This is a genomic window from Streptomyces sp. NPDC006368 (assembly GCF_040612535.1).
In the GTDB taxonomy this organism is placed as follows: Bacteria; Actinomycetota; Actinomycetes; order Streptomycetales; family Streptomycetaceae; genus Streptomyces.
On the sequence record NZ_JBEXQK010000001.1, the window covers coordinates 1 to 26,450 of the forward strand.

The 26,450-nt window shown below is 71.1% G+C and carries 24 protein-coding genes and 1 rRNA gene; 18 read left to right on the forward strand and 7 right to left on the reverse strand.

What is annotated here, in order from left to right:
- The 9 genes from rrf to ABZZ38_RS00045 all read left to right on the forward strand — a co-directional run.
- Nucleotides 1-105, forward strand: a 5S ribosomal RNA gene (rrf, locus tag ABZZ38_RS00005); the annotation flags it as partial.
- A 95-nt stretch (nucleotides 106-200) separates the two neighbouring features.
- Nucleotides 201-845, forward strand: coding sequence for an HAD family hydrolase (locus tag ABZZ38_RS00010; RefSeq protein ID WP_356734215.1), 645 nt, complete (start codon nucleotides 201-203; stop codon nucleotides 843-845).
- Nucleotides 846-887: 42 nt separating this feature from the next.
- Nucleotides 888-2,063: an MFS transporter gene (locus tag ABZZ38_RS00015; RefSeq protein WP_356734216.1), complete on the forward strand. Its 1,176-nt coding sequence runs from the start codon at nucleotides 888-890 to the stop codon at nucleotides 2,061-2,063.
- The gene (locus ABZZ38_RS00020; RefSeq protein WP_356734217.1) at nucleotides 2,032-3,207 is read left to right on the forward strand and encodes an acetoin utilization protein AcuC; all 1,176 of its coding nucleotides are present in this window, start codon (nucleotides 2,032-2,034) and stop codon (nucleotides 3,205-3,207) included. Before ABZZ38_RS00015 ends, ABZZ38_RS00020 begins: the two co-directional genes overlap by 32 nt.
- A 181-nt stretch (nucleotides 3,208-3,388) precedes the next feature.
- Entirely contained in the window at nucleotides 3,389-4,204 is an 816-nt protein-coding gene (locus ABZZ38_RS00025; protein ID WP_356734219.1) for a phosphatase, read from the forward strand.
- 128 nt (nucleotides 4,205-4,332) lie between these two features.
- On the forward strand, nucleotides 4,333-4,545 hold the full coding sequence (locus ABZZ38_RS00030) for a helix-turn-helix domain-containing protein (protein ID WP_064070100.1): 213 nt from the start codon (nucleotides 4,333-4,335) through the stop codon (nucleotides 4,543-4,545).
- 131 nt (nucleotides 4,546-4,676) lie between these two features.
- Nucleotides 4,677-4,775, forward strand: coding sequence for an AURKAIP1/COX24 domain-containing protein (locus tag ABZZ38_RS00035; protein ID WP_003948845.1), 99 nt, complete (start codon nucleotides 4,677-4,679; stop codon nucleotides 4,773-4,775).
- Between the two features lie 147 nt (nucleotides 4,776-4,922).
- Nucleotides 4,923-6,008: an NAD-dependent epimerase/dehydratase family protein gene (locus ABZZ38_RS00040; RefSeq protein ID WP_356734220.1), complete on the forward strand. Its 1,086-nt coding sequence runs from the start codon at nucleotides 4,923-4,925 to the stop codon at nucleotides 6,006-6,008.
- Between the two features lie 15 nt (nucleotides 6,009-6,023).
- Entirely contained in the window at nucleotides 6,024-7,118 is a 1,095-nt protein-coding gene (locus tag ABZZ38_RS00045; RefSeq protein WP_356734221.1) for a lysophospholipid acyltransferase family protein, read from the forward strand.
- A gap of 67 nt (nucleotides 7,119-7,185) precedes the next feature.
- Here ABZZ38_RS00045 and ABZZ38_RS00050 read toward each other — a convergent pair whose 3' ends face one another.
- The 3 genes from ABZZ38_RS00050 to ABZZ38_RS00060 all read right to left on the reverse strand — a co-directional run bounded on the left by ABZZ38_RS00050 (nucleotide 7,186) and on the right by ABZZ38_RS00060 (nucleotide 10,624).
- A complete protein-coding gene (locus ABZZ38_RS00050; protein WP_356734222.1) occupies nucleotides 7,186-8,361 on the reverse strand; it encodes a DUF5667 domain-containing protein in 1,176 nt (391 codons plus the stop codon).
- 214 nt (nucleotides 8,362-8,575) lie between these two features.
- The gene (locus tag ABZZ38_RS00055) at nucleotides 8,576-9,355 is read right to left on the reverse strand and encodes an ECF subfamily RNA polymerase sigma factor, BldN family (protein ID WP_356734223.1); all 780 of its coding nucleotides are present in this window, start codon (nucleotides 9,353-9,355) and stop codon (nucleotides 8,576-8,578) included.
- A gap of 378 nt (nucleotides 9,356-9,733) precedes the next feature.
- Complete coding sequence (locus ABZZ38_RS00060) at nucleotides 9,734-10,624, reverse strand: HAD-IB family hydrolase (RefSeq protein ID WP_356734224.1); 891 nt, start codon at nucleotides 10,622-10,624, stop codon at nucleotides 9,734-9,736.
- A gap of 101 nt (nucleotides 10,625-10,725) precedes the next feature.
- Here ABZZ38_RS00060 and ABZZ38_RS00065 point away from each other — a divergent pair, with 101 nt between their 5' ends.
- From ABZZ38_RS00065 to hemB, 6 genes are all read left to right on the forward strand, one after another.
- The gene (locus tag ABZZ38_RS00065; protein WP_356734225.1) at nucleotides 10,726-10,995 is read left to right on the forward strand and encodes a glutaredoxin family protein; all 270 of its coding nucleotides are present in this window, start codon (nucleotides 10,726-10,728) and stop codon (nucleotides 10,993-10,995) included.
- Nucleotides 10,996-11,269: 274 nt separating this feature from the next.
- Complete coding sequence (locus ABZZ38_RS00070; RefSeq protein ID WP_356734226.1) at nucleotides 11,270-12,040, forward strand: redox-sensing transcriptional repressor Rex; 771 nt, start codon at nucleotides 11,270-11,272, stop codon at nucleotides 12,038-12,040.
- Nucleotides 12,037-13,392 (forward strand): glutamyl-tRNA reductase, encoded by a 1,356-nt coding sequence (locus ABZZ38_RS00075; RefSeq protein ID WP_356734227.1) that lies wholly within the window; start codon nucleotides 12,037-12,039, stop codon nucleotides 13,390-13,392. The genes ABZZ38_RS00070 and ABZZ38_RS00075 overlap by 4 nt, the downstream gene beginning before the upstream one ends.
- A complete protein-coding gene (gene hemC, locus ABZZ38_RS00080; RefSeq protein ID WP_356734228.1) occupies nucleotides 13,389-14,357 on the forward strand; it encodes a hydroxymethylbilane synthase in 969 nt (322 codons plus the stop codon). The genes ABZZ38_RS00075 and hemC overlap by 4 nt, the downstream gene beginning before the upstream one ends.
- Nucleotides 14,354-16,018 carry a bifunctional uroporphyrinogen-III C-methyltransferase/uroporphyrinogen-III synthase gene (locus ABZZ38_RS00085; RefSeq protein ID WP_356734229.1) on the forward strand — a complete coding sequence of 555 codons (1,665 nt, stop codon included), beginning with the start codon at nucleotides 14,354-14,356 and terminating at the stop codon, nucleotides 16,016-16,018. Before hemC ends, ABZZ38_RS00085 begins: the two co-directional genes overlap by 4 nt.
- A 567-nt stretch (nucleotides 16,019-16,585) precedes the next feature.
- The gene (gene hemB / locus ABZZ38_RS00090) at nucleotides 16,586-17,584 is read left to right on the forward strand and encodes a porphobilinogen synthase (protein ID WP_356734230.1); all 999 of its coding nucleotides are present in this window, start codon (nucleotides 16,586-16,588) and stop codon (nucleotides 17,582-17,584) included.
- 8 nt (nucleotides 17,585-17,592) lie between these two features.
- Here hemB and ABZZ38_RS00095 read toward each other — a convergent pair whose 3' ends face one another.
- On the reverse strand, nucleotides 17,593-18,327 hold the full coding sequence (locus tag ABZZ38_RS00095) for a DUF4253 domain-containing protein (protein ID WP_356734231.1): 735 nt from the start codon (nucleotides 18,325-18,327) through the stop codon (nucleotides 17,593-17,595).
- A 365-nt stretch (nucleotides 18,328-18,692) separates the two neighbouring features.
- Between ABZZ38_RS00095 and ABZZ38_RS00100 the strand changes: the two genes are divergently transcribed.
- Nucleotides 18,693-19,985 carry a hypothetical protein gene (locus ABZZ38_RS00100; protein WP_356734232.1) on the forward strand — a complete coding sequence of 431 codons (1,293 nt, stop codon included), beginning with the start codon at nucleotides 18,693-18,695 and terminating at the stop codon, nucleotides 19,983-19,985.
- A gap of 87 nt (nucleotides 19,986-20,072) precedes the next feature.
- Here ABZZ38_RS00100 and argS read toward each other — a convergent pair whose 3' ends face one another.
- On the reverse strand, nucleotides 20,073-21,839 hold the full coding sequence (argS, locus tag ABZZ38_RS00105; protein WP_356734233.1) for an arginine--tRNA ligase: 1,767 nt from the start codon (nucleotides 21,837-21,839) through the stop codon (nucleotides 20,073-20,075).
- A 173-nt stretch (nucleotides 21,840-22,012) separates the two neighbouring features.
- On the opposite strand from argS, the gene lysS reads away from it, so the two are divergent.
- Nucleotides 22,013-23,773 carry a lysine--tRNA ligase gene (lysS, locus tag ABZZ38_RS00110; RefSeq protein WP_356734234.1) on the forward strand — a complete coding sequence of 587 codons (1,761 nt, stop codon included), beginning with the start codon at nucleotides 22,013-22,015 and terminating at the stop codon, nucleotides 23,771-23,773.
- Nucleotides 23,774-23,947: 174 nt separating this feature from the next.
- On the forward strand, nucleotides 23,948-24,151 hold the full coding sequence (locus ABZZ38_RS00115) for a hypothetical protein (RefSeq protein ID WP_356734235.1): 204 nt from the start codon (nucleotides 23,948-23,950) through the stop codon (nucleotides 24,149-24,151).
- Nucleotides 24,152-24,170: 19 nt separating this feature from the next.
- On the opposite strand, the gene ABZZ38_RS00120 is transcribed toward ABZZ38_RS00115, so the two are convergent.
- On the reverse strand, nucleotides 24,171-25,538 hold the full coding sequence (locus ABZZ38_RS00120; protein ID WP_356734236.1) for a DUF2637 domain-containing protein: 1,368 nt from the start codon (nucleotides 25,536-25,538) through the stop codon (nucleotides 24,171-24,173).
- 108 nt (nucleotides 25,539-25,646) lie between these two features.
- Nucleotides 25,647-26,378, reverse strand: a complete 732-nt coding sequence (locus ABZZ38_RS00125) for a DUF3558 domain-containing protein (protein WP_356734237.1) — start codon at nucleotides 26,376-26,378, stop codon at nucleotides 25,647-25,649.
- Between the last annotated feature and the right edge of the window lie 72 nt (nucleotides 26,379-26,450).

The following is a 26,450-nucleotide window of genomic DNA, read 5'->3' on the forward strand; positions in this document are numbered from 1 at the left end:
AGCGTTAGGGAAACGCCCGGTTACATTCCGAACCCGGAAGCTAAGCCTTTCAGCGCCGATGGTACTGCAGGGGGGACCCTGTGGGAGAGTAGGACACCGCCGAACAATTATTATGCCTCGGTCCCCGCACATAGTGCGGGGACCGAGGCTTTTTTGCGTTCAGGAAAAGGCAGCGGGCCGGAAACTCCCAGGGTGGTTACATGCGCTATGAACTGGTCATCTTCGACAACGACGGGGTCCTCGTCGACAGTGAGCCCATTTCCAACACCATCCTGGCCGGCTACCTGACCGAGCTGGGGCACCCCACCTCCTACGACGACTCCTTGCGTGACTACATGGGGGGCGCGCTCCATCGAGTGCACGACCTGGTGCTGGAGCGGACCGGGCAGCGGTTGCCGGAGGACTTCGACGAGACGTTTCATACGCGCGTCTTCGCCGCGTTCGAGCGGGAGCTCCAGGCGGTCCCGGGGGTGACGGAAGTCCTCGGGAAGCTGGTCGCGGAACGCGTGCCGTACTGCGTGGCGTCGTCCGGGAGCCATGAGCGGATACGGGTCGGGCATCGGAAGACGGGGCTCGACCTGTGGTTCGGAGAGGGCAGCGTCTTCAGCGCGCAGGACGTGGGGCGGGGCAAGCCGGCACCGGACCTCTTCCTTCATGCGGCCGAGCGGATGGGCGTGGACCCGGAGCGATGTGTCGTCGTCGAGGACAGTCCGCTCGGGGTGCGGGCGGCGCTGGCGGCCGGGATGGATGTGTACGGGTTCACCGCGATGACGCCGGCGGAGAAGCTCGTCGGTGCCCACAAGTACGTCAATGACATGGGGGAGTTGGCAGCCCTGCTCGTGTGAGTGCCTACCCGGGAGTAGGTGGGCGGCCTACGCTGTGCCGCCATGACGGAAGCGTGGTCGCGGCGTGGGCGGGGATCGCTGGCGGTCGTCTTCTTCGCGCAGGGCGTGACCTTCGCGCTGCTGGTGACCCGCATCCCCGCCATCCAGGACCGGTACGGGATATCCGCCGGGCTCCTGCCGGTCTTCCTGGCGGCCGTGCCGCTCCTCGCCGGAGTGGGCAGCGTGCTCACCGGGAAGCTGGTGCGGCGAGTGGCGCCGAGCGTGATCCTCCGGTGGGCGCAGCCGGTGGTGCTGTCGACCCTGGTCGCGCTGGGTGCCGGCGACCGGCTGTGGCACCTGGGCTTCGCGCTCGCGGTGTTCGGGCCGGCGGTCGGGGTGCTCGACACGTCGATGAACATGCTCGGGGTGAGCCTCCAGCGGGCGTACGGGCGCAGCATCATGCTCGGGTTCCACGCGGCGTACAGCCTGGGCGGGATCGTGGGGGCCTCGCTGGCGTGGGTGGGGGCGCACTGGGGGTTGGAGCTGGTCGAGTCGTACGTGCCGGTCGTGGCGGTGCTCATGCCGGTGGCCCTGATCGCGAGCCGCTGGTACGTGGACGCCGGCCGGGGGCGGGGGCTTGGGACGGGCGTTCCGGCTGGGAGAGCGGGTGCGGTGCTGTTGCCGCTGTGCCTGGTGATGACGTTCGCGTACATCGGTGACGCCACCGTGTCGAACTGGAGCGCCACGTACCTGTCGGACGTGCTGGGCGGCTCGGAGGAGCTGGCGACGGTTCCGTACAACGTCTATATGGTCACCACCCTGTTGGGGCGGGCCGTGGGGGATCGGGGGGTGCGGCGCTTCGGGGCCGTGGCCGTGGTGCGGGGTGGGGCGCTGCTCGCGGCGGCCGGGTTCGGGGTGGTGGCCGTGGCGCCGGGCGCGTGGGCCGGGGTGGCCGGATTCTCGGTGCTGGGGCTCGGGCTGAGTGTGGTGGTGCCGCAGACGTTCGCGGCGGCGCGCGGTGACGCCGAGGTTGCGCGGCTGAACGTCTGCAACTACGTCGGCTTCCTGATCGGCTCCCCGCTCGTGGGAGCGCTGGGTGACACGTGGAGCTACCGCGGGGCGATGGTGGTGCCATTGGTGTTGATGCTGGTGACCTTGAGGTACACCCGTTCGTTCGGTATTGAACCGGACCGATACGGTGGCGGTCATGAGCGGTCGCGCACTGTTGATGTGGGATGACGCAGTAACCGGATACGACTTCGGGGCCGGGCACCCGATGGACCCGGTGCGGCTCGCGCTGACCATGGGGTTGGTGCGGGCCTATGGCCTGGATCGCGCGGTCCAGGTGGTGGCGGCCAAGCCGGCCGGGGAGTCCACCCTGCGGCTCGTGCACCGTGAGGACTACGTGGCGGCGGTGCGGGCGGCGTCGGCCGATCCGAGGGCGGCGGACCAGGCGTACGGGCTCGGGACGATGGACGACCCGGCGTTCGCCGGGATGCACGAGGCGTCGGCGCTGATCGCCGGGCAGTCCGTGGGCGCGGCCGAGGCGGTGTGGCGTGGGCAGGCCGCGCACGCGGTGAACTTCGCGGGCGGGCTGCACCACGCGATGCCGGGGTCGGCAGCGGGCTTCTGCATTTACAACGACGCGTCGCTGGCGATCGCCCGGCTGCTGGAGCTGGGTGCGGAGCGGGTCGCGTACGTGGACGTGGACGTGCACCACGGGGACGGGGTGCAGGCGGCGTTCTGGGAGGACCCCAGGGTGCTCACCATCTCGCTCCACGAGCACCCGCGGACGCTGTTCCCGGGGACCGGGTGGCCGGAGGAGACGGGTGCGGCCGGGGACGCGGCGGGCGGAGCGGTCAATGTGCCGCTGCCGGCGGGGACCGGGGACGCGGGATGGCTGCGGGCGTTCCACGCGGTCGTGCCGGAACTGTTGGCGGACTTCCGGCCACAGGTACTGGTGACGCAGCACGGGGCGGACACGCACTTCGAGGACCCGCTGGCGCACCTGGCGGTGTCGCTGGACGCGCAGCGCGCGGTCCAGGTGGCCTGCCACGACCTGGCGCACGAGTACGCCGAGGGGCGGTGGGTCGCGCTCGGCGGAGGGGGATACGCCGTGGTGGACGTGGTGCCCAGATCGTGGACGCACCTCGTGGGGATCGCCGCGGGCGCGCCGGTGGAGCCCGAGTCGGTCATTCCGTCGTCGTGGCGCGACGAGGTGTACGCGCGTACGCGGCAGCTGGCGCCCGGGCGGATGACGGACGGGCGGTGGCCCGTGCGGTGGCGGGGCTGGGAGGAGGGGTACGACCCCGCCGACCGGCTGGACCAGGCGGTGCTGGCGGCACGCCGGGCGGCGTTCCCGCTGCGGGGCCTGCTGGCTTAGGCGGGAGCCGCCCGGCGGCGGGGGTGGTGCCGCGTGGGCGGCGGCCTGGCGCCGTCGTCGTACGGGCGCGGGCCGGCGCGTCCCGGCGAGGACGGCGTCGGTGAGGCGGGTGTTACGCCAACTGTGGGGCCCCTGCGGCTTTTTGACGCCCGGGGCTGCCGTGTACGGCAGCATCGGGGGCGTGCTGAGTGTCGGGGCGTTGCGGGCGCATTTGTTGGCCGCCGGGTTGGCCGGGACCGTGGCCACCTCGCGGGAGGAGAGCCTGCGGAGCTATCGGCTGTTCGCCGCCCGTGACCCGCGGGTGCTGCTCGGGCTCGATCCCGAGTGGGGGTGGAGCGAGTCGGACCTGCTGCGGCTCATGGCGGACCGGTGCGGGGTCTCCGCCGATCCGGAGCACCGGTCGGGGTCCGATGTCATCGACCCGGAGCGGACGCTGGCCGCGCTGGACGCGTTCGCCGCCCGGTTGGGGGAGGTGGCCGCGCGGCGGGGGGCGGTGTTGCTGGGGACCGGGCATCCGCATCGGCTGCTTGGGTTCTACGCCGCGTTGGCAGACGCTTTGTCGGCGGCCGGATGCAGGGTTCTCACACCCGCGCAGGGGCGATGTGTCGACATAACGACCCGGTTTGGCGTACGCACGTACAACCTCGACTACGTACGGGGAGTCGCGCTGGTGCGGGAACCGGAGGCGGAAGGCGCCGGTTGTGAGACCGGCGCGCATACGCATTCCCCGCTGCCGGTCCGGGCCGCTCTGGAGGGTCTCGCGATGGCCGGCCGGCCGCTTCCGGACCTCGTCGTCGGGGACCACGGATGGGTCTGCGGGGCAGGTCAGCTGGGTTGTGAGGCCATCGGCCTGGCCGACACGGACGACCCCGCGCTGTTCGTCGGTGAGGCGGAGGGGCGCGTGTCCGTCGCCGTTCCCCTTGATGACGGTGTGCGGTCCGATTACTACCGACCGCTTACTCGCTATGTACTCAATCGGGCGAGTCTGTCACAGTAGGCGGCCGATGGCTGCTCCTCTTCCCCACTCGTATCACCCGCCCCTAGTCTGGTGAGTGAGCGCACCGCGACGAAGAGTCACCGGAGGGGAAGCCGGTGGGCGTCGTGTGCGGAAGGTACAGGTGGGTCATGGCTGCTGCTGGCGAGAGGCCTCTCAACGAGGTCAAGTTCCTGACCGTGGCGGAAGTCGCCTCGGTGATGCGAGTGTCGAAGATGACCGTGTACCGCTTGGTGCACAGCGGTCATCTGCCGGCGATCCGGGTGGGGAGGTCCTTCCGGGTGCCGGAGCAAGCGGTTCACGAGTACCTCCGTGAGTCATTTGTGGGGGTGGAAACCGCGTAGCGGGGCGCGAGCGGGGTCCCATGTGCCCCTCGGATTACAAGCTCGGCGCTCGGGCCGGTAGGCTAGGCCGACGTAGGTCGTGTGGGCCCAGACGCCCCGCACCGAGTGAAGAGAAGTGAGCGAGGGTAGTCGTGGGCTCTGTTATCAAGAAGCGGCGCAAGCGGATGGCCAAGAAGAAGCACCGCAAGCTGCTCAAGCGCACCCGCGTTCAGCGTCGCAACAAGAAGTAGGCGACGTCTGTACGTGCGGCATTTGCGGCCCTTCCACCGGTTCCGGTGGGAGGGCCGCGGTGTTTATGGGGGTGCGGCGGTCGTCACAGCGCACCGGCGAACCGCTACGGTGACAGCTGGACGAGGACCGAACGGAAGGCGCTGATCTTGGGGAAGGTCGTACTCGTCACCGGTGTGGCCCGGCCGCTCGGCGGCCGTTTCGTCCGGCGCGTCCAGCGCGATCCCGACGTGGAGCGGGTGATCGGTGTGGACGCCGTGGCCCCCGCGCACCAGCTGGGTGCCGCGGAGTTCGTCCGCGCGGACATCCGGCAACCCGCCATCGCGCGCGTGCTGGCCGAGTACGGCGTCGACACCGTCGTCCATCTGGACGTCACGGGCAGGCCGCTCGGCAGCGGCGGCCGGACGGCGGTCAAGGAGACCAACGTCATCGGCACGATGCAGCTCCTCGGCGCGTGCCAGAAGTCGCCGACGATCCGCCGGCTGGTGGTGAAGTCCAGTACCAGCGTGTACGGCTCGGCGCCGCGCGATCCGGCCGTCTTCACCGAGACCACACCTGCGAAGTCGCTGCCCAGCGGTGGCTTCGCGAAGGACACGGTCGAGGTCGAGGGGTACGTGCGGGGGTTCGCCCGCCGGCGGCCGGATGTGGCGGTGTGCGTGCTGCGCTTCGCGAACATCCTCGGGCCGGAAGCCGACTCGTCGCTGGCCGAGTACTTCTCGCTGCCGGTCCTGCCGACGGTCTTCGGGTACGACCCGCGGCTCCAGTTCGTCCATGAGGACGATGTTTTGGAGGTGCTGCGGATCGCCTCGCGCGAGCCGCGCAGGGCCACGCTGAACAGTGGCACCTTCAACATCGCCGGGGACGGTGTGCTGACGCTCTCTCAGTGCTCCCGGCGGCTGGGACGGCCGACGGTGCCCGTGCTGCTGCCGGCCGTCACCTGGGTCGGCACGGCGCTGCGTACGGTCGGGGTGACCGACTTCTCACCCGAACAGATCAGACTGCTGACGCACGGCAGGGTGGTCAGTACGGTGCAGATGCGCGAAACCCTTGGGTTCGAGCCGGCGTACACGACCGCGGAGACCTTCGCGGACTTCGCGCGCAGTCGGGGGCCGGGGCTGCTGCCGCCCGAGGCCCTGGCGGGGGCGGTCGACCGGGTCGCCGCGTGGCCGCCACTGGGCGGCGCCACGGATCCCGGTCCGAAGACGACTCACAGCGCCGGTCACCACGCCGGATAAGGAGCGCGAGCAACGATGGCGGACGCCAAGGTCATTCCGTTCGACGACGACCGGTCGCGCGGGGGTGTGCCCCCGCGGCAGGGGCGCAGGCGGCCCGTGGCGGGCGGCGGCGCGCTGCGGAAGGGTGAGGCGGCGGTGAGCCCCCTGCCCGGGTCGCAGGCGGCCGAGGCAGCCGAGACGGCTGGCGTGGCCGAGGGCGCGGCGACGGAGGCGGGCGAAGGGCCCTCGGCCGACGGTGCGCCGGAACCCCGCCCGGACACGGGTGGCGGCGGCGACTGGGAGCGGCGGATCGCGGGAGGCCTGGCGTTCCTGCGGCGGCGGATCACCGGCGAGTACGAGGTCGACGACTTCGGGTACGACAAGGAGCTGACCGACCAGGTCCTGATGTCGCTGCTCCGGCCGCTGTACGAGAAGTACTTCCGCGTCGAGGTGAAGGGCGTCGAGAACATCCCGTCCGAGGGCGGGGCGCTCGTGGTGGCGAACCATTCGGGCGTCCTGCCGCTGGACGGGCTGATGATGCAGGTCGCCGTGCACGACAACCACCCGGCGGAGCGCCATCTGCGGCTGCTCGCCGCGGACCTGGTCTTCATGCTTCCGGTCGTGAACGAGCTGGCGCGGAAGGCCGGGCACACCCTGGCGTGCGCGGACGACGCGGAGCGGCTGCTGCGGCGGGGTGAGGTCGTCGGGGTGATGCCGGAGGGCTTCAAGGGCATCGGGAAGCCCTTCAGCGAGCGGTACAAGCTGCAGCGGTTCGGGCGGGGCGGGTTCGTGTCGACGGCGCTGCGGGCGGGGGTGCCGATCGTGCCGTGCTCGATCGTGGGCGCGGAGGAGATCTATCCCATGATCGGCAACGCGAAGACACTCGCGCGGCTGCTGGGTATTCCGTACTTCCCGCTCACACCGACCTTCCCGTGGCTCGGACCGCTGGGCGCGGTGCCGCTGCCGACGAAGTGGACGATCCAGTTCGGGGAGCCGATCACGACGGACGGTTATCCGCCGGAGGCGGTGGAGGACCCGATGCTGATGTTCAACCTGACGGACCAGGTGCGGGAGCAGATCCAGCACACGCTCTACAAGCTGCTGGTGCAGCGGCGGTCGGTGTTCTTCTAGGTCTTTCCGGTACGAGGATGGGGCCCCCTTGTGTGAAGGGGGCCCCATCCTCGTACCGCTTCGCGTCCTACCGCGCGTCCTCCTCGCTGATGCCGAAGTCGGGGATGATGCCCGGCAGCAGCGGGGGGATCGTGACGTCCGGAGCCGGCGCGGGCGACTTCTGGTCCCCGTCGGGCGGCGGTGTCGACGGGTCCGGTTCCAGGAGGCCGCCCGTATTGCCGCCGAGCAGGCCTTCGTCCTGAGCCGGGCCGGAACTCGAGGGGCCCGGTTTGCCGCTGCTGCCCGAAGGGCGCGACTCCGGGGCGGACGGGGACTGCTGCGACGGGTTTCGGGAGCCGGTCGAGTCCTGGGCGCTACCGGAGCCGGAGGGGCGGTGACTCTCTCTCTCCGGCGGACGCGGCAGCTTGGACTGCAGCGGCTCGACCTCTTCGTCCATGGCGGCGAAGACAGAGCTCACCCGGTCCCGTACATCGGTCAGTTGGGGAGGGAGCCGGTCGCGGAGACCCTGCCAGGCGTCGCGGTGGTTGCGCGTGAACGAGTCGAGCGTGGCCATGGGAGCGATGGCGCCGTCCCGTTCGTACGCCCGCAGCAACAGCCGGTGGCCCTCGGCGGCGTCGTGCTGCATGCCGTTGAGCGCGCGCCGGATTTCGTTCAGTGACTCGTGGTCGAGGGCTCCGGAACGGTCGCGCTCGACCAGGCGGCGGGCCTCACTGAGCCGGGTCGACGCCTGGTCCAGATAGAGCTCGCCGCGGTCGGCGTCATCGTCCGCCAGGCCCAGCTTGATGTCCTCCATGCCCCGCTTCAGCCCATACAGCGAATCACCGGGGAGGGCGTCGGAACTGGCAGCGGCCACCCCGCTGAACGCGCCCGCCGCCACCCCGACCGTGAGGCCGCCGGCGGCGAGCCCCTTCGACCAGCGGGAGCGGGGGCGCAACTTCCGGAGCCCGGTCGCCCGGTGGGCGCCCCGCCCGGTCGCTGCCCGTTGCTCCGGCACGGTAGGGCCCGCGGACGCACCCCCCTCGGCCGTCATCGCCTCCATGGCGGCGACGAGCTGGGCTCGCTGCACGACCTTCACCTCGGGGTCCAACTCCGGCTTCGGCAGCTTGCCGAGATCGCTCGCCAGGGCCAACAGCCGAGCCGGCTCGGTCGGTTCGGCCGACGCGTCGGGCTGCTCGGCCGCCTGCTCTTCCAGGGCCAGGGCGAAGGCGTTCGCCCGCCGGTGCGCCGATACGTTCGCGATCACTGGCGGCACCTCCTCTCGTCATCACGGTCGACTCCCCGGAAGGTCCGGAAGGTTGCACACCTTGAGCACCTTCACACGAACGAGTGAGTGGGTACGGTCAGGTGTGACCAGAGGGAGCCTGCATCCCGCACAACGAGCGTCTCGGCACCTGGGTTACGGACGAAGGATGATCCGACCAGTCGGGAGGGGCGGCGGGGCAGGGCGGGGAGCGGGTTCATCGGGCGTCGTCGGGGAGCAGTCGCGCGAGGGTGCGGACCGCCCGGTACTGGAGGGTCTTGATCGCGCCTTCGTTCTTGCCCATCACGCGAGCGGTCTCGGCGACGGACAGTCCCTGCAGGAAGCGCAGGGTGACGCACTCCTGCTGCTGCGGATTGAGCTTGCGGACCGCCTCCAGCAGGGCCGCGTTCGAGAGCGACTCCAGGACGGAGTCCTCCGGGCTGCGCTCGACTTCGTTGGCGTCGAGCATTTCGCCTGTGGTCACTTCGAGCCTGAATCGGCTCGACTTGAAGTGGTCGGCGACCAGATTGCGCGCGATCGTGACCAGCCATGCACCGAAGTCGCGCCCCTGCCAGGTGAAGGTGGAGATGCGGCGCAGGGCGCGCAGGAACGTCTCGCTGGTCAGGTCCTCGGCCGTCGCCTTCCCGCCGACGCGGTAGTAGATGTAGCGGTAGACGGTGTCGCTGTACTGGTCGTACAGCCGGCCGAAGGCCTCGGCCTCACCGGCCTGGGCGCGCTCGACCAGCTCCATCATGCGGGCGCTGTCGCTGTCGGCGGTGGGGCGGCGGGGGGTGGTCGAGGTGCCCGCGCTGCCCCGGCCGCCCCGTCTGCCGACGGCGGCACCGCCGTCGGCGAGGGCATAGCAGGGGCCGGCGGGTGCCGGTGAGGCGAAGGCGGGGACGGCGTACGCGGTGGGGACGAAACCGCGCAGGTGGTCGAGGACCGTTGCGCGGAGCGTAGCCAGGCCCGAGGCGTCAACCCCGACGTGTGGGTACACGGGACTCCCAGAGGCAGAGCTTCCATCACGTGCAGTGCGGAACCGTTCACTCGTCGTAGCGACGTGCGGAGGTCCCGTATGCGTCCCAGGAGAATAACGCTTCGTGCAGGGACTGCTACACCGAGTTGCTCAAATCATCGATTCAGTCGCTTCTCTTACGTCTACGCGGCTGATCAAGCAGCACATAGTGACCGTTTGCTGATCGGATTACTTCGAGATCTGTTCCGGTGCGGGATGACTTGTGGCCGAGTGCGGCGGTGGGGGCTTGCCGGGGGTTGACGCGGGTAAGACCCGGGTTTGGGCGTACGAGCGGAGCCGGCCGGGGCGTACGGCCGTCCGGCGGTGATCGGGGGGTGTCCGTCGGCGAGGCGTTGTCCGTCAGCGCCGGCGGCGGTGGAGGGCCACGGCTGCCGCGGTGCCGCCCGCCAGGGCGCCGACCCCGGCCGCGGCCGGGATGCCGACCTTGGCGGCCTTGCGGCCCGTGCGGTAGTCGCGCAGGCGCCACTCGCGCTCGCGGGCGTACTTGCGCAGCTTGGTGTCCGGGTTGATGGCGTACGGGTGCCCCACCAGCGAGAGCATCGGGATGTCGTTGTGCGAGTCGCTGTACGCGGCGCAGCGCGACAGGTCCAGGCCCTCCGCGGCGGCCAGGGCGCGGACCGCCTCCGCCTTGGCCGGGCCGTGCAGCGGCTCGCCCACCAGCTTGCCGGTGTAGACGCCGTCCACCGACTCGGCGACCGTGCCCAGGGCGCCGGTCAGGCCGAGGCGTCGGGCGATGATCGTCGCCGTCTCGACGGGGGCGGCGGTGACCAGCCAGACCTTCTGGCCGGCGTCGAGGTGGGCCTGGGCCAGGGCGCGGGTGCCGGGCCAGATGCGGTCGGCCATGTACTCGTCGTAGATCTCCTCGCCGATGGTCATCAGCTCGGAGACGCGGTGGCCCCGCACGATGGACAGGGCGCTCTCGCGGGCGTCCTGCATGTGCTCGGGGTCCTCGACCCCGGCCAGCCGGAACCAGGCCTGCTGCCAGGCGAACCGGGCCAGCTCGCGGCGCTGGAAGAACTTCCGCTTGTACAGGCCCCGGCCGAAGTGGAAGAGCGCGGCGCCCTGCATGACGGTGTTGTCGAGGTCGAAGAAGGCGGCGGCGCGCTCGTCCCCGGGGACGGGGAACGGCTGAGACGTCTTGCGGGCGGCCTCGGCCGACGCTTCGCCTGCCAGCACACTGCGCGCGGTGGCGGAGCGCCTGTGAGGGGTGAGCCATCCCAGTGCGGCCATGCCGTGAGCATAGCCACTGTGTTCGGTGCTTCCCGACTTGTGGGGATGCCATGGCGTGAACTCCGGGAGGCGACGCCATGACGGAGGCGGAGAATGGGGGCATGTTCGGACGTACGAAGAAGAAGGCCGACGGCCCGCGGACGGTCACGCTCATCGGGAAGCCCGGCTGTCACCTCTGTGACGACGCGCGTGAGGTGATCGAGCGGGTGTGCGCCGAGACGGGCGCGGTCTGGGAGGAGAAGGACATCCTCCGGGACGAGGAGCTGTACCGCGCGTACTGGGAGCAGATCCCGGTCGTCCTGGTGGACGGCGAGCAGCACACGTTCTGGAAGGTGGACGCCGGGCGCCTGCGGCGCGAGCTGGGGGGATGACCGGGAAAGGCGGTTACCATCATGAGCGATTTGTTCGGCTTCGGGGGCGTAGTCGTAAGGAGTGTGTACGGTTTTGCCTCCTTCGGCTCGCGAACGGACTGAGGTGGCCCCTGGTTCCGGGATGGCGCGAACGGTTCGCGTGACCCCGGTCACTTTGGCCGGACAAAAGGGACACCATCTTTGTGCACGCGTTCACAAAGACATAGCCTGCTGTCGACGGGGCGGCCTTGGGACGTATGGCCGCCTGCAGCCCCGCTCATCCCGCAGGAGCACCGTGGCAACTGGCCGAACACACCGACCGGCGACCCGTAGCCGAGGAATCCCCGAGGCCACCGTCGCCAGGCTTCCGCTGTATCTGCGGGCGCTCACCGCACTGTCGGAGCGCTCCGTACCCACGGTCTCGTCCGAGGAACTCGCGGCCGCGGCGGGGGTCAACTCCGCGAAGCTGCGCAAGGACTTCTCCTACCTCGGCTCGTACGGCACGCGCGGCGTCGGGTACGACGTCGAGTACCTCGTCTACCAGATCTCCCGCGAGCTCGGGCTCACCCAGGACTGGCCGATCGTCATGGTCGGTATCGGTAACCTCGGCGCGGCCCTCGCCAACTACGGAGGCTTCGCGTCCCGCGGCTTCCGCGTCGCCGCGCTGATCGACGCCGACCCCGCCATGGTCGGCAAGCCGGTCGCGGGCATCGCCGTCCAGCACATCGACGACCTCGAGAGGATCATCGACGAGAACGGGGTCTCGATCGGCGTCATCGCCACCCCCGCCGGCGCCGCCCAGCAGGTCTGCGACCGGCTCGTCGCGGCCGGCGTCACCTCCATCCTGAACTTCGCGCCGACCGTGCTCTCCGTGCCCGACGGCGTGGACGTGCGCAAGGTAGACCTCTCCATCGAGCTGCAGATCCTCGCCTTCCACGAGCAGCGCAAGGCCGGCGAGGAAGCGGACGCTGCCGCCGTCGTGCCGCCGGTGGTGCGCGACGCCACCGCCCCGGTCGGCGGACGCAAGGGACCTGACGGGGACATGCCCGCCGTGATGCCGGCATGAGCCTCCTCGTCGTCGGTCTCAGCCACCGCAGCGCCCCCGTCAGCGTCCTGGAGCGGGCCTCCCTCGACTCCGACACGCAGGCCAAGCTGCTGCAGGACACCCTCGCCGCCGAACCGGCCGTCGAGGCCGCCGTCCTCGCGACCTGCAACCGCATCGAGCTCTACGCCGACGTGGACAAGTTCCACGCGGGCGTCGCCGAGCTGTCCACGCTGCTCGCCCAGCACAGCGGGGTCGGGCTGGAGGAGCTCACTCCGTATCTCTACGTGCACTACGAGGACCGGGCCGTCCACCACCTCTTCTCGGTGGCGTGCGGGCTGGACTCCATGGTCGTCGGCGAGGGCCAGATCCTCGGCCAGATCAAGGACGCCCTCGCGCGCGGCCAGGAGCTGCACACCGCGGGCCGCCTGCTGAACGACCTGTTCCAGCAGGCGCTGCGGGTCGGCAAGCGGGCCCACAGCGAGACCGGCATCGACCGCGCCGGTCAGTCGCTCGTCACCTTCGGGCTCCAACAGCTCGCCGCCGGCACCGAGGTCCCGACCTGGGTCAAGGGCAAGCGGGCGCTCGTCATCGGCGCCGGGTCGATGTCCTCGCTCGCCGCCGCCACGCTCGCGCGGGCCGGCGTGGACGAGATCGTCATCGCCAACCGGACGATGGAGCGCGCCGAGCGGCTCGTCCGGATCCTCACCGAGCCCGGAGGCACGGGCGTGGCCGCCCACGCGGTCGACATGGCCTCCGTACGGGACGAACTGACACGTGCCGACGTCGTCGTCTCCTGCACCGGCGCCACCGGGCTCGTCCTGACCGGGGGAGTCGTCGAGGCCGCCACCGCGGGCCGTACGGCCCCGCTCGCGCTGCTCGACCTCGCCATGCCCCGCGACATCGACGCCGCCGCCCACCGGCTGGTCAACGTCCGGCTCGTCGACATCGAGTCGCTCGCCGAGGCGTCCGCGGACGCGCCGATGGCCGCCGACGTGGACCAGGTGCGCGGCATCGTCGCCGACGAGGTGGCCGCCTTCGGCGCCGCCCAGCGCGCCGCGCACATCACCCCCACCGTCGTCGCGCTGCGCACCATGGCCGCCGACGTGGTCGCCGGGGAGATGGCCCGGCTGGAGGGGCGGCTGCCCGGCCTCGACGACAAGCAGCGCGCGGAGATCACCCAGACCGTGCGCCGCGTCGTCGACAAGCTCCTGCACGCGCCCACCGTGCGGGTCAAGCAGCTCGCCGCGGAGCCCGGCGGCGCCGGGTACGCGGACGCGCTTCGCACACTCTTCGACCTCGACCCGGAGGCGGTCGCCTCCGTCAGCCGGGCCGACGTGAACGACGCCGATCTCAAGAACCGAGGGCGAGTATGACCGAGAGGGCCCAGAGGGCATTGAGGCTGGGAACCAGGCGCAGCAAGCTCGCCATGGCCCAGTCCGGGCATGTCGCGGAGGCGGTACGGCAGCTGACCGGACGCCCCGTGGAGCTCGTGGAGATCACCACGTACGGGGACACCTCCCGTGAGCACCTCGCGCAGATCGGCGGTACCGGCGTCTTCGTCACGGCGCTGCGCGACGCGCTGCTCGCCGGTGAGGTGGACTTCGCCGTGCACTCGCTGAAGGACCTGCCGACCGCGCAGCCGGCCGAGCTGGTGCTCGCCGCGATCCCGCGGCGCGAGGACCCGCGCGACGTGCTGGTGGCCAGGGACGGGCTGACGTTCGAGCAGCTGCCTGCCGGGGCCCGCGTGGGCACCGGTTCGCCGCGGCGCATGGCGCAACTGAACGCGTACGCGCGCGGTCACGGGATGCGGATCGAGACCGTGCCCATCCGGGGGAACGTCGACACGCGCATCGGCTACGTACGGAACGGGGAACTGGACGCGGTGGTTCTCGCCGCTGCCGGGCTGAACCGCATCGGCCGTGGCGACGAAGTGACCGACTTCCTGTCGGTCGACACCGTTCTGCCCGCTCCCGGACAGGGAGCACTGGCGATCGAGTGCACGGCGGCCGACACCGACCTCGCCGCCGCGCTCGCCGGGCTCGACGACCCGCACACCCGGGCCGCCGTGACCGCCGAGCGATCCCTGCTCGCCGCCCTGGAGGCCGGCTGCAGCGCACCCGTGGGTGCCCTGGCCGACCTGCTGGCCGATGGGCAGGTTGTTCATGAGATGCGCCTGCGGGGCGTCGTCGGCACGACCGACGGTTCCACGCTGGTGCAGTTGTCCACCACCGGTCCCGTACCCACGTCGCACGGCGACGCCGTCGCGCTCGGTCGCGAACTCGCGTCCGAGATGCTCGCCAAGGGTGCGGCCGGTCTTATGGGGGAGCGAGCACTTTGAGCCCCACCGCTGCATCCAAGCCTTCCTCGGCGTTCACCGCGTGCGGGCACGTCACCTTCCTCGGCGCCGGACCCGGGGATCCGGGATTGCTGACACTGCGCGCCGTCGAGGCGCTGGCGGGCGCCGACGTACTCATCGCCGAGCCGGATGTGCTCGACGTCGTACGCGGCCATGCCCGGGCGGGCGTGAGCACGCCTGAGCTGGCGGTTGTTGACGACGCGTCAATCCCCGCCGGTGTCCCCGTGTTGAGGGATGCGACCAATCTTGTCATGGAGGCCGCGCGGGGCGGCAAGCGGGTCGTCCGTGCGGTCAGCGGCGACCCCGGACTCGACGGCAACGCGGGCGCCGAGATGCTCGCCTGCGCCGCCGAGGGCATCCCCTTCGAGGTCGTGCCGGGCGTCGCCACGGCGGTGGGCGTGCCCGCGTACGCCGGTGTGCCGCTGCGGGACGCCGAAGGCGCGGACGTCCGGTTCGTCGACGCCCGTACCGCCAGTGAGCGGTGCTGGGCGGAGGTCGGCTCGTCGGACGGGACGGTCGTCGTGTCGACGTCGCTGGACTCCGTGGCGGCCGCGGCCGGTGAGCTGGTGTCGGCGGGCCGTAAGCCCGACACCCCGCTGACCGTGACCGTGGCCGGGACGACGACCCGGCAGCGGACGTGGACCGCGACCCTGGGGTCGATCGCGCAGGTGCTCAAGCAGGCGAAGGTGCTGCCGTCGCCGGAGGGCCACCAGTCCGTCATAGCCGTGGTCGGTGAGCGCAGCTCCGCCGCCCAGCGCGACCAGCTCGCGTGGTTCGAGTCCAAGCCGCTGTTCGGCTGGAAGGTCCTCGTACCGCGGACCAAGGAGCAGGCGGCGTCGCTCTCCGACCAGCTGCGGTCCTACGGGGCCGTGCCCAGCGAGGTCCCGACCATCGCGGTCGAGCCGCCGCGCACCCCCCAGCAGATGGAGCGGGCGGTCAAGGGCCTGGTGACGGGCCGGTACGAGTGGATCGCCTTCACCTCCGTGAACGCCGTCAAGGCGGTGCGGGAGAAGTTCGAGGAGTACGGGCTCGACGCCCGCGCCTTCGCCGGGATCAAGGTCGCGGCGGTGGGCGAGCAGACCGCGAAGGCGCTCATCGAGTTCGGCGTCAAGCCGGACCTGGTGCCGAGCGGTGAGCAGTCGGCCGCCGGTCTGCTGGAGGACTGGCCGCCGTACGACCCGGTCTTCGACCCGATCGACCGCGTCTTCCTGCCGCGCGCCGACATCGCGACGGAGACCCTCGTCGCCGGGCTCATCGAGCTGGGCTGGGAGGTCGACGACGTCACCGCGTACCGGACCGTGCGCGCCTCGCCGCCGCCGGCCGAGACGCGGGAGGCCATCAAGGGCGGCGGCTTCGACGCCGTGCTCTTCACGTCCTCCTCGACGGTCCGCAACCTGGTCGGCATCGCGGGCAAGCCGCACAACGTGACGGTGATCGCCTGCATCGGGCCCGCCACCGCGAAGACGGCGGAGGAGCACGGACTGCGGGTGGACGTGCTGTCGCCGGAGCCGTCGGTGCACAAGCTGGCGGAGGCGCTGGCGGAGTTCGGCATACGGCGCCGCCAGGCGGCCCTGGAGGCCGGCGACCCGGTGACGCGCCCCAGCGAGCGGCGTCCGGGCGCGCGGCGACGCCGTACGACGTAACGCACCGGTGGGGTCCCACGGCCGGGCACGCCTTCGGGCGCGCCCGGCCGTCCGCGTTGGACGGGTCGCCGGTCCGTGCGTCCTCGGAGGAGGGGTCGTGCAGGGTCCGTCCCCGCAGGGGATCGGCGGTCGGGTGCGGTCACTTCGCGGGTTCGGGCGGCACGCCGGCCCCGAGGAGTCGAGCCCGGAGGGGCCCCGACGGCGGCGCCCTGACGGGGGCGGGTCTGCCGGGCAGGCCCGGTGGAGGAGGGGCCGTGCGCCCGGGTGCCGGTCCTCCGGGTCGGTGGTGGCGTCCGGTGTCCGGACGGGTCGCCGGTCCGTGCGTCCTTGGAGGAGGGGTCGTGCAGGGTCCGTCCCCGCAGGGGATCGGCGGTCGGGTGCGGTCACTTCGCGGGTTCGGGCGGCACGCCGGCCCGAGGAGTCGAGCCCGGAGGGGCCCCGACGGCGGCGCCCTGACGGGGGCGGGGAGACCCGGGGGCCGGAGTCCGGGGGGCGGGGCCCGCGGGCGGCGCCCGGCCGACGGGGTGTCGGCATTAGTGGTGCCCCGGCGGGCGTAGCGTGGCTGGCATGACTGTGTACGGATCCTTCCCCGGTGCGCGGCCGCGTCGCCTGCGTACCACCCCCACCATGCGGCGGATGGTCGCGGAGACGCGGCTGCATCCGGCGGACCTGATCCTGCCGGCGTTCGTACGCGAGGGCGTCACCGAGCCGGTGCCGATCGCGGCCATGCCCGGGGTCGTCCAGCACACGCGGGACACGCTGCGGAAGGCCGCCGTGGAGGCTGCCGCGGCCGGTGTCTCCGGGATCATGCTGTTCGGCGTGCCCGAGGAGTCGAAGAAGGACGCGGCCGGGACCGCGGGCACGGACCCCGACGGCATCCTCCAGGTCGCGATCCGGGACGTACGGGCCGAGGTCGGGGACGACCTGGTGATCATGTCGGATCTGTGCCTGGACGAGTACACCGACCACGGCCACTGCGGCGTGCTGGACGCTCAGGGGCGGGTCGACAACGACGCCACCCTGGAGCGGTACGCCGAGATGGCGCAGGTACAGGCGGACGCGGGCGTCCATGTGGTGGGTCCCAGCGGGATGATGGACGGACAGGTCGGGGTGGTCCGCGACGCGCTGGACACCATCGGCAAGGAGGACGTGTCGATCCTCGCCTACACGGCGAAGTACTCGTCCGCCTTCTACGGGCCGTTCCGCGAGGCCGTCGGCTCGTCGCTGCGCGGCGACCGCAAGACGTACCAGCAGGACCCGGCCAATGTGCGCGAGTCGATGCGGGAGCTGGCGCTCGACCTCGAAGAGGGCGCCGACATGGTGATGGTCAAGCCGGCCGGGCCGTACCTGGACATCCTCGCCAAGGTCGCGGACGCGGTGGACGTGCCGGTGGCCGCGTACCAGATCAGCGGTGAGTACGCGATGGTCGAGGCCGCTGCGGAGAAGGGCTGGATCGACCGGGACAAGGCGATCCTGGAGACCCTCACGGGCATCCGGCGGGCGGGTGCGCAGATGATCCTCACCTACTGGGCGACGGAGGTCGCCCAGGGCCTGGCCCGGGGCTGACCCACCCCTCAGTCCCACCAGAACGTCCAGTGGTGGCGGTCGAGCACCTCCTCGGCGGCGTACGCGCCGATCGTGTCGTACCCGTCCCAGACGTTGTCGGGGCAGAACGCGTAGTGCTCGGCCGCCACGGCGAGCGCGCCGGCCATGGTGCGCGGTGGCGCCGCGACGGAGACGGTGAGGAGGTCCGGTCCCAGGCCCACCACCCGTATGCCGAACCGCTCCTCCCAGGAGCGCAGGACGGTGGACAGCTCCAGGGCGTCGGCGTGGTGGGCGGCGCCGCCCCAGCCGAGGACGCCCGGGATGTCGGCGCTCCGGCGGGCCGGGACCAGGGCGCCGCGAGCTCCGTCCAACCACTCGTCGCCCTCTGCCAGTTCGGCCGCCACGCGGGCGGCCACGGCGTCGGGGTCGGCGTCCCCCTCGCCGGGTGGCGCGAGGCCGGGCCACGCACGGGTGAACGGCGCGACGGAGGCGTCGGGTTCGTCCTCGTCCTCCTCCTGGACCTCCTCCCACAGCCGGGCCAGGACCGCGACCGGGTCGTGGTCGTCGGGATCGGCCACCTGGCTCGGGTGGAGGTACTGCACCTCGGTGAGCAGCAGGGGCTGCAACCCGGCCGCCTCCCGCGCGGGCAGGAGGCGGCCCCACGTGTCGGACGCGGCGGGCTCGTCGGCGTACCAGAAGGACGGCTGTACGCGGACGGCGCCGGCGGGCAGGTCGAGGCCCAGCGAGTTCGGGTTGATCACCATGAGCCGACCATAGAGGCCGCCACTGACAATCGGGCCGGCGTGTGCCCGTGATCCGCCGTCAGGCCGGTCGCGGGCTGCTCGATGCCCCCAACCGCCGCCGCACGGCGGGAAGTTGCGACGCGGCTGCCCCCTTCGCCCCGGAGCTCGCCGCGCGGTCGTGAGGGGCGTCCCGAAGGCCCCAATGGGCCAGGTCCCCTTCCGTCCAGTTGATCTCTCTTCCGGCCGGACTCCCCGGCGGCGAAGGTAAGTGATGTCACCGGGCGCCACACCCGAGACAAAGCCTCACAGCTGCACCTGCAGGGCAGCTGTTGGCGGCCGACGTGTGTGTCCCGCGCCCTGTTCTCACTACTCCGCAGGAGAAAGTCATGAAGTTCGGCCACGCCCTTCGCCGTACCGGCGCCACCCTCGCCATCGGAGCCATGTCGCTCGGCATGGTCACCACGATCGGCTCGGGCACCGCCGCGGCGGTCGCCAGCTGCGGCGGCGACGTCTCGGTGTACGGCATCCTCTCCGACGGCAGACTCACCTACACGGCGATATCGCCGAACACCGGCGACCGGGTGAAGACCCTGGTCGGCGAGGACCTCGGCTTCACGCCGAAGGCGATGGCCACCCTCAACTTCAACACCATCCTGGTCAGTTCGACCGCCGGTGAGCTCTACCGAATCGACATCCAGACCAACAACACCTCGCTCGCCGTGGCCAACAAGGTGAAGATCTGGAGCGACGGCTGGACCTTCGACAAGCTGACCTACGACGGCGCCGGCCACCTGTACGGCACGGTCAACGGTGACCTGCACCGGTACCTCGTCACGGAGGACAAGCCGTCCGGGCCGGCGCACATCGGGCAGCACCAGGTGATCGGTTCGGGCTTCGTCCTGAAGACGCTGGCCGCGGCCGGCAAGGACCGGCTCATCGCCTCGACCTCCGACGGCCGCCTGCTCGGCTACAAGGTCAACGGCGTGAACGACTGGAGCAGCACGCAGCTGAAGTCCGCCGGCTGGGCCGCGGTCGACTCCCTGGTCTCGCCCGGCGGCGGCCTGTACTACGGCCGTACGAACGGCGGCATGTACTGGTACCACGACGCCGACCCGAACGACAGCGACGGCAGCGACATCGCCTACCACTCCGACGACCCGGTGGACGCGTCGGGCTGGACCCAGACGCTGCTGTCCGCCTTCGGCAGCGACTGCTCGTACGTCGTGCCGAGCTCGTCCGCGAACGGCCAGATCTCCCGCAGCGAGGTCATGTCCCGCGCCAAGAACTGGTACGACCGGAACATCCAGTACAGCCAGAGCACCAACATGGCGGACTGGGAGTACGGCCCGACGACCGACGTGAAGTACCGGACCGACTGCTCCGGTTTCGTCTCCATGGCCTGGCACCTGCAGGACTCGCTGACGACCTACAGCCTCCCGACCGTCAGCACCCAGATCTCCAAGAGCGACCTGCAGCCCGGTGACATCCTGAACTACCGCGAGATGCACGTCGTCCTCTTCGCGGGCTGGAAGGACAAGGCCGCCGGTACCTTCTACTACTACTCCGAGGGCAACCCGACCAGCGACATGAACTACGGGTCCGCGGACATCAACAGCGGCAGCATCGACGGTCACAACTACAGCAACTACGTGGCCCTGCGGTACAACAAGATCGTCTGACGGCTCGTCGGAACAGGTAACGGGGAAGGCCACCGGTCCGGGGACCGGTGGCCTTCCCGCGTGGACGCGCGTGGAAGCGTGCGGGCGTCAGAGGCGCTCGGGCGTGCGGATGCCGAGCAGCCCCATGCCCAGGTGCAGGGTGCGGGCGGTCAGGTCGACGAGGAAGAGCCGGTTCTCCACGACCTCCGGCGCGTTCTGGTCGCTGATGACCTGGCACTGGTCGTAGAACGTCGTCAGGTGCGAGGCCAGCTGGTACAGGTACGCGGCCAGCTTGTGCGGCTCGTAGGACGTGGCGACCTCGGCCAGCACCTCGCCGAACTGGTCCAGGTGCAGGCCCAGTGCGCGCTCGGCCGGTGCCAGCGGGAGCTCCGGGTGCGCGGCCGGCTTGGCGTCGCCCGCCTTGCGCAGGATGGACTGGATACGGGCGTAGGCGTACTGGAGGTACACGGACGTGTCGCCGTTGAGCGAGACCATCTGGTCCAGGTCGAACTTGTAGTCGCGGGAGGCCGAGGTGGACAGGTCCGCGTACTTCACCGCGCCGATGCCGACGTACCGGCCGTTCTCGGCGATCTCCTGCTCGCTCAGGCCCACCTTCTCGGCCTTCTCCCGCACGACGGCCGTCGCGCGGTCGATCGCCTCGTCCAGCAGGTCGACCAGGCGGACCGTCTCGCCCTCACGGGTCTTGAACGGCTTGCCGTCCTTGCCGAGGACCGTGCCGAAGGCGAGCTGGACGGCGTGGACCCGGTCGCTGAGCCAGCCCGCGCGGCGGGCGGTCTCGAAGACCATCTTGAAGTGCAGCGACTGGCGGGCGTCCACGACGTACACGAGGGTGTCCGCGTTCAGGCGCTGCACGCGGTCACGGATCGCGGACAGGTCGGTGGCGGCGTATCCGTAACCGCCGTTCGACTTCTTCACGATCAGCGGGACCGGGTTGCCGTCCGGGCCCTTCACGTCGTCGAAGAACACGCACAGCGCGCCCTCGGAACGGACCGCGACGCCGGACTCCTCCAGCAGGCGGCACGTCTCCTCGAGCATGTCGTTGTACCCGGACTCGCCGACCACGTCCGGGTCGCGGATCTCCATGTCCAGCTTGTTGAAGACCGAGTAGAAGTAGATCTTCGACTCGTCCACGAACCGCTGCCACAGGGCGAGGGTCCGCTCGTCGCCGGACTGGAGGGCCACCACACGGTCGCGGGAGCGGGCCTTGAACTCCTCCTCGGAGTCGAACAGCGCGCGGGCGGCCTTGTAGAGCCGGTTGAGGTTGGACATCGCCTCCTCGCCGGAGACGTCCGCGTCCTTGTGGTCCAGCTCGTGGGGGTGCTCGATCAGGTACTGGATGAGCATGCCGAACTGGGTGCCCCAGTCGCCGATGTGGTGGCGGCGGATCACCGTCTCGCCCGCGAACTCCATGATCTTGACCATGGCGTCGCCGATGACGGCGGAGCGCAGGTGGCCGACGTGCATCTCCTTCGCCACGTTCGGCTGGGCGTAGTCGATGACCGTGATGCCGGCCTCGTCCTTGTACGGGACGCCGAGGCGCTCGTCGGCGGCGCGGGCGGCCAGCGTCTCGGTGATCGCCCGGTCGGTGATCGTGAGGTTGAGGAAGCCGGGGCCCGAGACCTCGACGTCCTGGAGGACGTCGTTGGCCGGGATCGCCTCGACGACCTTGGTGGCGAGCTCGCGCGGGTTGCCCTTGAGCTTCTTGGCCAGGGCCAGGATGCCGTTGGCCTGGAAGTCGGCCCGGTCGCTTCGTCGCAGCAGCGGGTCGGCGGAGGCGGCCTCCGGCAGTGCTGCCGAGAGGGCGTCCGCGAGGCGCTGCTGCACGGTCGAAGCGAGGGACGGGACCGAGGCCATGAGCTTCCGTTTCTGTCTGGTTCGATGCGGGTGTATTCCGGTTGTCAAGTGTCCCACGGGCCCGCAAGCTCTTTGGCGCGGCTTCCCCCGCCTGTGGACAACCTCGGATGTGGTTGTTCCGTCTGGGACAATGGCGTACGCCAGCCTTCGAGATCCCGAGCAGAAACAAGGACGTGCCGATCGTGGCTCAGAGCAGCACCGAGACCGACTGGGTCTCCCGTTTCGCGGACGAGGTCATCGCCGAGTCGGAGCGACGTGCGCCTGGCAAACCGGTCGTGGTTGCCTCGGGCCTGTCGCCGTCCGGCCCCATCCACCTGGGCAACCTCCGCGAGGTCATGACCCCGCACCTGGTCGCCGACGAGATCCGGCGGCGTGGGTACGAGGTCCGCCACCTGATCTCGTGGGACGACTACGACCGGTACCGCAAGGTCCCGGCCGGTGTTCCCGGTGTCGACCAGTCGTGGGCCGAGCACATCGGCAAGCCGCTCACCTCGGTCCCGGCCCCGGCCGGCTCGGCGCACCCGAACTGGGCGGAGCACTTCAAGGCCGCCATGGTCGAGTCGCTCGCCGAACTGGGCGTCGAGTACGACGGCATCAGCCAGACCGAGCAGTACACGTCCGGTGTGTACCGCGAGCAGATCCTGCACGCCATGAAGCACCGCGGCACGATCGACGCGATCCTCGACCGGTACCGGACCAAGGACAAAGCGACCGGGCAGCCGAAGCAGCAGGCCAAGCAGCAGCAGAAGCAGCAGAAGCCGGTCGAGGAGGCCGAGCTGGAGGCCGCCGAGGGTTCCGGCGCGGCCGGCGAGGACGACGGCTCCGGCGGCGCCGGCGGGTACTTCCCGTACAAGCCGTACTGCGGACGGTGCGAGCGCGACCTGACCACCGTCACCTCGTACGACGACGAGTCGACCGAGATGGCCTACAGCTGTGCCTGCGGCTTCTCGGAAACGGTGAAGCTGAGCGAGTTCAACCGCGGCAAGCTGGTCTGGAAGGTCGACTGGCCGATGCGCTGGGCGTACGAAGGCGTCATCTTCGAGCCCAGCGGTGTCGACCACTCCTCGCCAGGGTCGTCCTTCGTGGTCGGCGGGCAGATCGTGCGCGAGGTCTTCGACGGCGTCCAGCCGATCGGGCCGATGTACGCGTTCGTCGGCATCTCCGGCATGGCGAAGATGTCGTCCTCCAAGGGCGGCGTGCCGACCCCGGCCGACGCCCTGCGGATCATGGAGGCGCCGCTGCTGCGCTGGCTGTACGCCCGCCGCAAGCCCAACCAGTCCTTCAAGATCGCCTTCGACCAGGAGATCCAGCGGCTCTACGACGAGTGGGACAAGCTGGAGGCCAAGGTCGCGGACGGCACCGCGCTGCCCGCGGACGCCGCCGCCCACTCCCGGGCGGTGCGCACGGCCGCCGGTGAGCTGCCGCGCACGCCGCGCCCGCTGCCGTACCGCACGCTCGCCTCGGTCGTCGACATCACGGCCGGGCACGACGAGCAGACGCTGCGCATCCTCAGCGAGCTGGACCCGGCCCGTCCGCCGGCCTCGCTGGACGAGGTCCGGCCCCGGCTCGACCGCGCCGAGAACTGGATCTCCACCCAGGTCCCGGCCGAACAGCGCACCATCGTCCGCTCCGAGCCGGACACCGAGCTGCTGGGCTCGCTGGACGAGGAGGGGCGCGAGTCGCTGCGGCTGCTGCTGGAGGGACTGGACAGCCACTGGTCGCTGGACGGCCTCACCACGCTCGTCTACGGCGTGCCGAAGGTGATGGCGGGGCTCGACCCGGAGGCCAAGCCGACGCCTGAGCTGAAGGCCGCCCAGCGGAACTTCTTCGCGCTGCTGTACCGGCTGCTGGTGAGCCGGGACACCGGGCCGCGCCTGCCCACGCTGCTGCTGGCGGTCGGCGCGGACCGGGTGCGCAAGCTGCTCGGCGCCTAGCCGGCGCGGCCGGCGGGGGCGCGCGGTGCCCGGCGCCCGGTCGGCGTGGGTTTTCCGGTCGGAGGGTTCTCACCCGGGGGTGAGGCCCTCCGGCCGTTTCTGCATCCTTCGGAGGACCCCCGGTTCGGTCCGCCGCAGGACGCTTCCGGGCGCGGGGCACGGGACCGTGGAGCCATGAGAGAGATCGTGGCAGTCATCGGTTGGGTCACCGGCATCCAGGGCGCGCTCGGCGTCGCCGGACGGGCCTTCGGGGACGGGCCCTGGGGCCTGCTCCACAAGTGGTGGGAGATCCCGACGGCCGGGTACGCGGTGATCGCGGTGCTCGGCGCGGTCCTCGCCGTGTACGGGGAGACGGCGAAGATCCGGGCGAGGCGCTGAGCTCCGCCCCGTACGGCGGTTACGCGATGTGCTCGGCGGCGAGCTCCGCCTGGTAGCGGTTCTTGAACTCCGGCAGCATGCGGCGCAGCAGGACCGCGCTCAGCGGGTGCCGGATGCCGTAGCCGTCGGCGAGGTGTATGTCGAGGACGTCCACGCTGGGCCAGTCGTTGTTCTCGTCGACGTACTGCTTGAACACCGGGTACGCCTGCTCGCGGAACTGGTCGGCCTCCGGGTCGGCGAACTCGCCCTGCGGCGTCTCGCCGGTGTCGGCGTCCGGGCCCGGCGGCACGCGCACGGGGGTGGGCTCAAGGCCTTCGACGTACGTCGGGTCGTAGGCGCCCTCGTACGCGGTGGGCGGGAGCTGGGGCGCGGCGAACCAGGGGCTTTCGTGGTTGGCGGGGAGGCCCGGTCCGGTCCCGGCTTCCTGGGCGGGCGGCTCGGGCGGCTCCTGGCCGAGGGGCTCCTGGGGGTGCTGGGCGGGGAGTTCCTGGTCCGGGGCGCCCTGGAAACCCTGCGGGCGGTGGGCGTTACGCGGGTCCTGGGGAGCTTGGGGATCCGGGGAGTCCGGGGAACCCTGGGGGGCCTTGGCCAGCTGGGGCTGCGCCTGGGGGAGCAGGCCGGCGGGCGCGGGGGACTGTCCCGGGTTCGGGCCGGGAGCCGGGTTCTGGTGCCGGCTGGGGGTGGGCGGCAGGAGCGCGGGCTCGATGCCCGCCGCCGCCAGGCCCGCCGGGGCGGTCTCGGCGAGCGGCACGCCGTACTTCGCCAGCCGCAGCGGCATCAGGGCCTCGACCGGCGCCTTGCGGCGCCACGCCCGGCCGAACCGCGCCTGGAGCCGCGCCTGGTAGATCAGCCGGTCCTGCTCCAGCTTGATGACCTGCTCGTACGAGCGGAGCTCCCACAGCTTCATCCGCCGCCAGAGCCGGAAGGTCGGCACGGGCGACAGCAGCCAGCGGGTGAGGCGTACGCCCTCCATGTGCTTGTCGGCCGTGATGTCGGCGATCCGGCCGATGGCGTGCCGCGCGGCTTCGACCGCGACCACGAAGAGGATGGGGATCACGGCGTGCATGCCGACGCCGAGCGGGTCGGGCCAGGAGGCCGCTCCGTTGAACGCGATCGTCGCGGCGGTCAGCAGCCAGGCCGTCTGGCGCAGCAGGGGGAAGGGGATGCGCAGCCAGGTCAGCAGCAGGTCGAGCGCCAGCAGGACGCAGATGCCGGCGTCGATGCCGATGGGGAAGACGATGGAGAAGTCGCCGAAGCCCTTGTCCTCGGCGAGCTCGCGGACCGCCGCGTACGAGCCGGCGAAACCGATACCGGCGATGATCACCGCACCCGCGACGACGATGCCTATCAGCATCCGGTGCGTGCGTGTCAGCTGCATCGCGGCCACCCGCGATCCCCTCCCGTTGTCGAGTTCTGCGGGCACAGCCTGGCACACGCGTACGGAGTCCGGCCCCCGGGGGGAGGGCCGGACTCCGCAACGACGCTGGAGGTGCGCCTACTTGTTGGCGGCGGCCACGGCCGCCACGGCCTCCTTGGACGCCTTCACGGCGTCCTTCATCAGGTCCGCCGGGTCGGGGGTCGGTGCCCCCGCGTAACCGGCGCCGTTGAAGGAGAGGGTGATGACCGCGTTCTCGGTACGGGTCACGATCGCCGCGTACTCGAAGTCCTCGCCGGTCTTCTTCAGGGCGTAGCCGATGGCCGTCGCCCGGTCGCCGACGCCCGTGGCGGCCGAGGTGCGGACGGCGGTGGCGCCCTGGGTCGCCTGGACCTTGGCGACCTCCTTGTCGAAGCTCTCCTCGGCTCGTTCCTCGCCGCTGCCGAGCACCGGATCGGAGTCGTAGCGCAGGAGGGAGACGTCGAGCCAGCGGTAGTTCGAGCCCTTGACGCCCTTGTCCTCCAGGCCGTTCCAGGAGCAGCTGCCGCGGCTGGCGATGTCGCTGGACTTGCCCGGGGTGCCGGCCTTGGTCTTCACGTCGGGCACCATGGCCTCGATCGTCTTCACCGTGATCGCCTTGCACGCGTCGGGCAGCTTGGCGAACTTCGCGGGCTCCACCGCCTTCGCGGACGGAGTGGCGGCGGCTTCGGGCGAGGCGGCGGCGGAGGAGGAGGTGTCCTTCCCCGGGGCGCCCTTGCTGTCGGAGTCCGACGAGCAGCCGGCGACGACGAGCATCACCGGTACGGCTGCGCAGGCGAGTATGCGGGTGAGTCGCGGGGCTGATCGGTGCATGGTTCCTTCAGTCGCTTGTCGTACGGTCGTCCGGCAGTTCCGACACGGTAGCCCGAGTCGGGAGGGGGTCGG